Raw genomic sequence first — 1,478 nt, 5'->3', positions numbered from 1 at the left:
GGATTCTTGGCGCCTCTTGAGGTTATCGGGACTCCCCGGCATCGAGTTCAGGGGTCGTTTGATCTGCTTTCAAGTGCAGTATAGACGTTCCGCAGTGAGATATGGTCGGCAATGACTTCGACCGCCGTGTCGTCGATACAATCGTATTGCTGGAACAACGATGATTTTTGATCTGCGGCTCCTCCAAATTCCATTAGAGTGGCGACGTCGAAAGGCATCGAAGATCGCGGAACCGCCAGACTGGTTCAAACGCGAGGGGATGACGCTAACAGGGAGCCTACCCGAAGAACTTGCAGCAGGGAATTATTGTCGTCCGATACTAATCGAGCCGGGATCGAATGAGCCGCGCGCGCAGTTTCTGATTGCCGATACATTTGATTCGACGTTTGCGCCTTTCGCTCCAAGGTTTACGGATCCAAGTTTTCGTCGATTCCGGCCGCTCCCCATATACTGCGTCGATCTTGGAACTGGACAGGTTTGCGGAATCGACGGGATGATCTTCACGCAGGGACGCATTGTGAAGGAAACCACGACGAACCTGTGTGCTTGGCAGGACGCTGCCGCATTCGAATCGTATCAGGCGGAAACGAGCGTCTGTTTCCGAAACGATCTCCGTTTCTTCCGGAAAATCATCGCTGGTGAGTTTCTCGTTGGATTCACGTCGACATGGCCGAACTACGCACATTGGATGAAAGAGTGTGTGCCGCGGCTCGTGGCCTTCCTGCTGTTGCGTATGCAGCGGCCCGGGTTGAAGCTCGTTTTGCCCCCCTTCATCGCCGGGTCGTTTCATCAGCAAACGCTCGATCTGCTCGGAATCCCGGAAGAGTGGATCTACCGAATGCAGCCACGCTGCGTCGTAACATTCGAAAACCTGACTGCCGCATTCGGTATCGATATGATGGATGTCAGTCCGCTCATGGCTCGAACAGGCTGGCTCATGCGCACCGCCCACGCCGTGCGCCATGCCGCTGATGGCCCGAGGGATCTACGCCGGATCTATCTTCACCGCGGATCCACGCAGGTCCGCCGGGTCGAGAACTTCAACGCCTGCAGGCCCGTTATCGAGGCAGCAGGTTTCGTGATCGAGAATTTCGATAACATGCCCCTGCACGAGCAGGTCGCCCGCATGCGAGCGGCATCCTGCCTCGTGGCGGAGCACGGAGCGGGTCTCGCGAACATGCTATTCTGCGAGCCCGGCACACCCATTGCCGAACTGTTTAGCCCAGCGACCGTCCAGCCTGCCTTCTGGTCCCTCGCGTCGCGCTGCGGGTTGCCATTTGGGTTTATGGTCGGTGATCCCGCCGGCGATACACCGAACTGGAACGAAAATTACGTCTTAGACCCCTGCAAACTGCAGAAAGTGCTGACCGTCGTCGCTGATGCTGCGAGACACGGCTAGCCCGGAATTTGGCGGCGTTGAGACAATGAGAAGCCTAACCGCTCAGGACGCTCAGTCGTCCCGCTGCGCCTCGTCGTCT

1 protein-coding gene is annotated in these 1,478 nt (G+C 57.2%); it reads left to right on the top strand.

All coding sequences use genetic code 11. The annotated features are described in order from the left end of the window. Nucleotides 1-493 precede the first annotated feature (493 nt). Nucleotides 494-1,399, top strand: coding sequence for a glycosyltransferase family 61 protein (locus MGN01_RS23225; RefSeq protein ID WP_170246140.1), 906 nt, complete (start codon nt 494-496; stop codon nt 1,397-1,399). Nucleotides 1,400-1,478: the final 79 nt, after the last annotated feature.

This window comes from Methylobacterium gnaphalii, from assembly GCF_007992215.1.
Taxonomy (GTDB): Bacteria; Pseudomonadota; Alphaproteobacteria; order Rhizobiales; family Beijerinckiaceae; genus Methylobacterium; species Methylobacterium gnaphalii.
The sequence above is the reverse complement of the archived record's forward strand: the minus strand, read 5'-3'. Positions and strand labels throughout refer to the sequence as shown.

What these genes read in the sequence shown, in the direction of transcription:
- MGN01_RS23225 (WP_170246140.1), top strand. Translation starts at nt 494, where the DNA reads ATGATCTTCACGCAGGGACGCATTGTGAAGGAAACCACGACGAACCTG.